The sequence below is a fragment of the Mesorhizobium sp. M7A.F.Ca.US.014.04.1.1 genome, assembly GCF_003998745.1.
In the GTDB taxonomy this organism is placed as follows: domain Bacteria; phylum Pseudomonadota; class Alphaproteobacteria; order Rhizobiales; family Rhizobiaceae; genus Mesorhizobium; species Mesorhizobium ciceri.
Genome location: NZ_RZRW01000392.1, coordinates 1 through 5,589, shown reverse-complemented (window position 1 = coordinate 5,589; position 5,589 = coordinate 1). Strand labels below are relative to the sequence as shown.

4 protein-coding genes and 3 pseudogenes are annotated in these 5,589 nt (G+C 59.5%); 5 read left to right on the top strand and 2 right to left on the bottom strand.

Annotated features, from left to right (window positions below; all coding sequences use genetic code 11):
* A pseudogene (locus EOA22_RS22965) lies at window positions 1-438 on the bottom strand (aldehyde dehydrogenase family protein); the annotation flags it as partial.
* A gap of 611 nt (window positions 439-1,049) precedes the next feature.
* Between EOA22_RS22965 and EOA22_RS22955 the strand changes: the two are divergent.
* On the top strand, window positions 1,050-1,388 hold the full coding sequence (locus tag EOA22_RS22955; protein ID WP_063169282.1) for a helix-turn-helix transcriptional regulator: 339 nt from the start codon (window positions 1,050-1,052) through the stop codon (window positions 1,386-1,388).
* Entirely contained in the window at window positions 1,378-2,694 is a 1,317-nt protein-coding gene (locus tag EOA22_RS22950) for a HipA domain-containing protein (protein WP_063169281.1), read from the top strand. The genes EOA22_RS22955 and EOA22_RS22950 overlap by 11 nt, the downstream gene beginning before the upstream one ends.
* Before the next feature lie 569 nt (window positions 2,695-3,263).
* On the opposite strand, the gene EOA22_RS22945 is transcribed toward EOA22_RS22950, so the two are convergent.
* A complete protein-coding gene (locus tag EOA22_RS22945) occupies window positions 3,264-3,623 on the bottom strand; it encodes a hypothetical protein (RefSeq protein WP_126066776.1) in 360 nt (119 codons plus the stop codon).
* 516 nt (window positions 3,624-4,139) lie between these two features.
* Here EOA22_RS22945 and EOA22_RS39010 point away from each other — a divergent pair.
* From EOA22_RS39010 to EOA22_RS22930, 3 genes and pseudogenes are all read left to right on the top strand, one after another.
* Window positions 4,140-4,673 (top strand): annotated as a pseudogene (locus EOA22_RS39010) (IS21 family transposase); the annotation flags it as partial.
* A gap of 10 nt (window positions 4,674-4,683) precedes the next feature.
* A pseudogene (locus EOA22_RS22935) lies at window positions 4,684-4,997 on the top strand (ATP-binding protein); the annotation flags it as partial.
* A gap of 192 nt (window positions 4,998-5,189) precedes the next feature.
* Window positions 5,190-5,589: hypothetical protein (locus tag EOA22_RS22930; protein WP_164747207.1), on the top strand; the 400-nt coding region annotated here is incomplete at its 3' end.

Below are 5,589 nucleotides of genomic sequence, written 5' to 3'. Positions count from 1 at the left end.
TTGGACGTAAATGCGGTTCGCGGAAACGCAGGTCTGGCCGGCATTGCGGAACTTCGCCTGGACCGCACCGTCAACAGCACCGTCAATGTCGGCATCATCGAAGATGATGAAAGGTGCATTGCCGCCGGTTTCAAGGCTGACCTTCTTGATCTGGTCAGAGCACTGACGCATCAGCAGCCGTCCGACCTCGTTCGAACCGGTAAAGCTGATCTTTGGAATTGGTGCAGAGTTCACGGCCCACGCGATCACCTTCGGACGCATAGATCAGGTTGACCACGCCATCGGGAAAGCCGGCCTGATGGCGAGAGCAAACATTGCACCTAGCCACGCCACGATAAGATCGAGCGCGGCTTCGTTGCGTGCGGGTCTGTGGTCAGTGGAGGGCGGAGGAAAAGCGCTCGGCGTGCTCGCCCTCGCGATACCACTGGTTCGCGCCGGCAAGCGCCAGTTTCTGAGGCAAATCGCCGAACAGCTGGTAGAGCCTTACTCTCAGGGCTTGGCATCTATGTCGCCTACGACCGCCACATGCAGCCCGTCGCGTGCGAAAGCGGCTTTGTGGAAGGCGCTTAGATCGGAGGGCGTTACGCTAGTCAGCCTCCCTTGGGCGGTCTCGAATACGGATGCGTGCGTAGATTCCGCGCCGCCAGGCCAGCTCGGCGATCGCATGAGGTTCGCGCTCATTGGCAATGATTTCGGAGAGAAGCTGGGCGCGTATGCGGTCGAAAAGTGCTGGTGTAGCCGGATGCGGGTCCCGCCGCCGAGAATGTCGGCCAGCAGTCGAGCGCCGCGGCCCCGCACCAGGGACCGCCCATGAATGACTCATGCGAGGCGTCTCAAGGCTGTCCGCGATCCAGCGCCAGATCTCCGCCTCGCCCGAGACGCGCAGAGCTGGCCGGTTGTGCAGGAGCCGTCGGCAATATCCGCCTTCCTCGTTCGGATGGGTAACGCTTGCGATACGGAGTCTTGACTTTGGCAGTCGCTCTGTGACATTACCTATATAAAGTTCGAAAGAAGGCGATATGGATCATGCATAGGTCACAGAGACCCGAATGAAGGCAACGTATAAACGCACCTATTCGCGCTACGCGATGGAAGCGCTTGGCCTTTTCGGTAAGACCATCCGGCTTGGCCGGATGCAGCACCGGTTAACCGCACAGGAGTTAGCCGAGAGAATCGGTGTTTCACGCAGCACCCTGCAGCGCATCGAGAAGGGCGATCCCAAAGTCGAAATCGGACTGATGTTCGAAGCTGCTGCCATTGTCGGTGTGAAGCTGTTCGATGCCGACGGCAATGGCATCACAGCCCTCACAGGCCGCATGGACGATCGCATCGCGCTGCTGCCGAAGCACGTCTACAAGGCCGGCAAGCAGATCGTCGATGAGTTCTAAGGTCCCCAAGTACGACGAAGCCTATGTCTGGGTCTGGCTGCCGGGCGAGACCGCGCCGGTTGTCGCCGGGCGGCTATATGCCCATGACGGACTCGTCAGCTTCAACTATGGCAGGAGCTTTCGTGAACTGGGAAGCGCGATCCCGCTTTATCTCCCGGAACTGCCCCTGAAGGCAGGCGAATTGCCTTTGCTTCCTGGCCTAACCATGCCGGGATGCATCCGCGATGCTGCCCCTGATGCCTGGGGACGACGGGTTATCCTAAACCGCAAATTCGGTGTGAAGGGCGATGAAATCGCGCGGCTCGATATTTCAGAACTGACGTTCTTGCTGGAATCAGGCTCGGACCGCATCGGCGCGCTCGATTTTCAGTTTTCGCCAATGCATTACGAGCCGCGCGCACTGGCCAATGCCACTCTCGAAGAGCTTGTCCAATCGGCGGAGCGGGTAGAGAAAGGTATTCCGCTCACCCCCGAATTAGATCAGGCGCTGCATCACGGCAGCTCGATCGGCGGCGCAAGGCCAAAGGCGCTGATCGAGGGTGACGCCGTCAAGCATGTCGCGAAATTTTCCTCGTCTGCCGACCTTTACAGCGTCGTCAAAGGAGAATTCATAGCCATGCGGCTTGCCGCCTTGTGCGGCATCAGAGCGGCATCCGTCTCGCTCGTTCGCGCCGCAGGCAACGACGTGTTGCTCGTCGAGCGATTCGACCGGATCAAGGTCACGGGCGGCTGGCAACGCAAATCCATGGTCTCAGCGCTGACGATGCTCGCGCTCGATGAGATGATGGCGCGTTACGCCAGCTACCAGGATTTGGCGGAGATCATTCGCCACCGATTCACCGCGCCGTCGGAAACTCTGCGCGAGTTGTTCAGCCGCATTGTCTTCAACATACTTTGCGGCAACACCGACGATCATGCCCGCAACCATGCGGCATTCTGGGACGGCGCTAAGCTCACCCTCACGCCTGCGTACGATATTTGTCCGCAGGCCCGCAGTGGCCAGGAGGCCAGCCAGGCCATGCTCATCAGCGGCAATAACCGCATGAGCCGGATAGCGTCCTGCCTTGAAGCGGCGCATCACTTCCTGCTCAGCGCGCCGGAAGCTCTTGCGATTGTTGAAGGCCAGCTCCGATGCATTGCGGAGAATTGGCCGCGTGTCAGCGAGGAAGCTACGCTATCCGGCACAGATCGCAATCTGTTCTGGGGCCGACAGTTCCTCAATCCCTACGCTTTTACGGCGCTGGAAGGAAGCGCCGACGTTCTCCGCGCTCTGGCTGACGAACTACGCAACAGTGTTCACGCCTGATCCGGCGCTGGATTTCGGACAAGCTCGGCAAGCGCAAGACGCCCACAATATCGACAACCCTTGCCGTGCCAGGACGAAGATTGAACAAACGGCTCTTCAACAGTGACAACGTGCACTGCGGAGAGATGTGGAGCTGACACCGCAAAAGCCCAAGACGCGCGACTTCCCGCGATACAACTCCACATAACTGAGCGTCTACAAGCGGTGCAGCCAGCCAAACATCCAGCCATCAAAGCGATGATCGTCTGATCTTTTGCCGATGACATCACGTCGGGGAAGCCTTGTTCGAGCGCTTGCCGCTTCATATCGATACCGGCCTGGGCGTAGCGCATCGTTAGTTCAGCCCGAGTGGCCTGGCCATCGACTGATGGTGGCGATGTCAACACCCGCCTTGACGAGGTGGATGGCCGTCGTGTCCCGCAAAGGGCGATGATGGATGCTTTTTTCCGCCATGGTGGTTCCTTCGCCCGCAGCCATGTGTGCGCAGCAAGTATGGAACACCGAACCGGGTGAGCAGTGTGGGGCGGTCGTTGCTTTGCTCGGCGGGACAGGGCGATACCAGACGAAGGTCACAATCGAAGATTCAGGATCCCTGAACTCGTGCATCCGTATTGAACATCAGCGAAAACAGAGCGTAATCCCGCTGTCCAGAAGGCGTGCGGCGGACGATACGCGCCAGGACGCTCTTGATTTCCGGGCTCATCGAGATATTCGACAGGTGCCACCCACGCGCCCTCTTGAAGGGAAGTGTCACCACCAGTTGCAGCGTATCCTAATATTCGGGGTGCTCCGAAATCAGGAACCGCGCAAAGGCATGCATCGCCGCCAGCCTTGCATTGCGGGTCGCAACTGCCACGCTCGACCTCAAGTGATGTGAGAAAGCTGCCCATCCTGTCGGTATTGATGTCGGAGACCGCTTCTTCTTTCAAGAATATCTTCCCGCTCTCCCGCGGCATGAGCCCGTGGCATGCTTCGGCCCAATGCTGTGGATTGATGTTTCTTCATGCCACAACCTCGCTGACGAGACCGCCGAAAGCCCCTTCAAAGCGGTCGGTGGCGATCTCTCGCAGCTTTGGAAGGTAGTGCATTGATTTTTCGTGGAATGGGGACCCTGTTTAAAGGGTGATTTTCGTCCAAACGGGACCCCTTAACGATGGGGTCATCAAGATGCCTCCGGCTTGATCGGAGGCATTTGTGTTTTGGATGTTGGTTTTAGAGACGATTGCAAAGATACGTCGGCTGTCGCTGGTCCAGGGGAAGTCGATCAAAGCGATCTGCCGTGAGCTGAAGATCTCGCGCAAGGTGGTGCGCAAGGTCCTGCGTTCTGAGGAGACGCAGTTCCGCTACGAGCGCAAGCACCAGCCCTATCCCCGCATGGGAGCTCGGCGTGAGACGCGGGACCGGCTGCTGTCGGCGAATGCGGCCAAGCCGCAGCGGGAGCGGCTGCCGGTCGCTTCGACGGCTTCCATTGCATTCCCCCGTCGGTGTCGAAGACCTGCACGGTGCGCTTCGACAACAACAAATACTCGGTGCTGTCGAGTGCCGTCGGTCGGCCCATCGAGATCCATGCTTATGTCGATCGGATCGCATCCGCCAGAGGATGGCGTGGTCGTGGGAGAACACGTTCGCTCCTTTGGCCGCAACGAGGTCGCCTACGATCCCTGGCACACGGCGCGCGCCGTTCCTTGGCTGGGTCGTGCGGTCGGCAATGGAGAAGGTGCGGCGCAGCTCAAGGCGGTTGATGACGTCGACCGGCAGATGGTGTTGATCCTCACCTGGGTGCTGACCGACGGATTGAGCGCGGTCGAGGCCGCCTGTCAGGAAGCCATCGAGCACGGTGCATCGTCGGCGCCGGTGATCCTCAACATCCTGGCCCGCAGCCGCGATCCGGCGCCGGGCACGATCCTTTCCATTCCCCAAGCGCTGAAGCTAGCTCACGAGCGGTCGCCGACTGCACCCGCTATGACAGTCTCAGGAGGACAAACAGCCATGGAACGCACCGAGGTACTGGAACTGATGGGAGCGCTGAAGCTCTACGGAATGCGCAGAGCCTATGACGAGATCATGGGCGCGTCGCCATCAAGCGACGGCACGAGCCGCCCAGGATTGTCGGTGATCTCTTGCAGGCCGAGATATCGGAGAAGCAGGCCCGCTCCATCAAATACCAGTTCGCTGTCGCCAAGTTGCCGCTGGCCAAGGACATCGACGACTTCGACTTCGCCGACACGCCGGTCACCCCCTGATGCGCGATCTCGCCCGGCCGCGCCTTCGTCGCCGATCAGCGCAACATCGTCCTGGTCGGCCGCCTTCACGGGTCACCCAACTCGCGCGGAAGGTCGACCGCATTGCGACGGGCGCGTGTCGACTTCCCAACAATGTCAGACAGGAGACGCAACGCTATCGGAGCGATCGCATTGCCCGAAACGATTTTCCCAGTTGGCACGACAATTGCGGTCCTATGCGCAAAAGCAAACTAGACCTGAGAGCCGCACCGCATGAATGTAGCCTCCCAATATCTGCCGCTTGTGGCGCATCACGAAGCCGGGCACGCGGTGGCCGCCATCGTTTTGCACCGTCAGACGTTCGACGACGACCGTGAACTCCCTGCTTTCTCAAGTGTTAGTATTTACCCCGACGTCGGTGACGGAGAGTGCGGTGGTGTTGTCGAAGGCGCGGGTTTTTATTCAGCGCAAGGATTCACCTCGAAGCGAAAGCCGATTTTCGAGGACGATATGGATCGATGTTTGGAACGCGATGATGCGATCCGGGAGATAGTTGCGTGTCTGGCAGGTCCTTTTGCAGAATCCGCATTCGAAGGCTATCTGGACCCGCGCGATATGGCGATGAATGCGTCCGATGGGAATGAGGGGAGCAGCGACTACGCGGATGCCAAGC

What these genes read in the sequence shown, in the direction of transcription:
- EOA22_RS22950 (WP_063169281.1), top strand. Translation starts at nt 1,378, where the DNA reads ATGAGTTCTAAGGTCCCCAAGTACGACGAAGCCTATGTCTGGGTCTGG.
- EOA22_RS22955 (WP_063169282.1), top strand. Translation starts at nt 1,050, where the DNA reads ATGAAGGCAACGTATAAACGCACCTATTCGCGCTACGCGATGGAAGCG.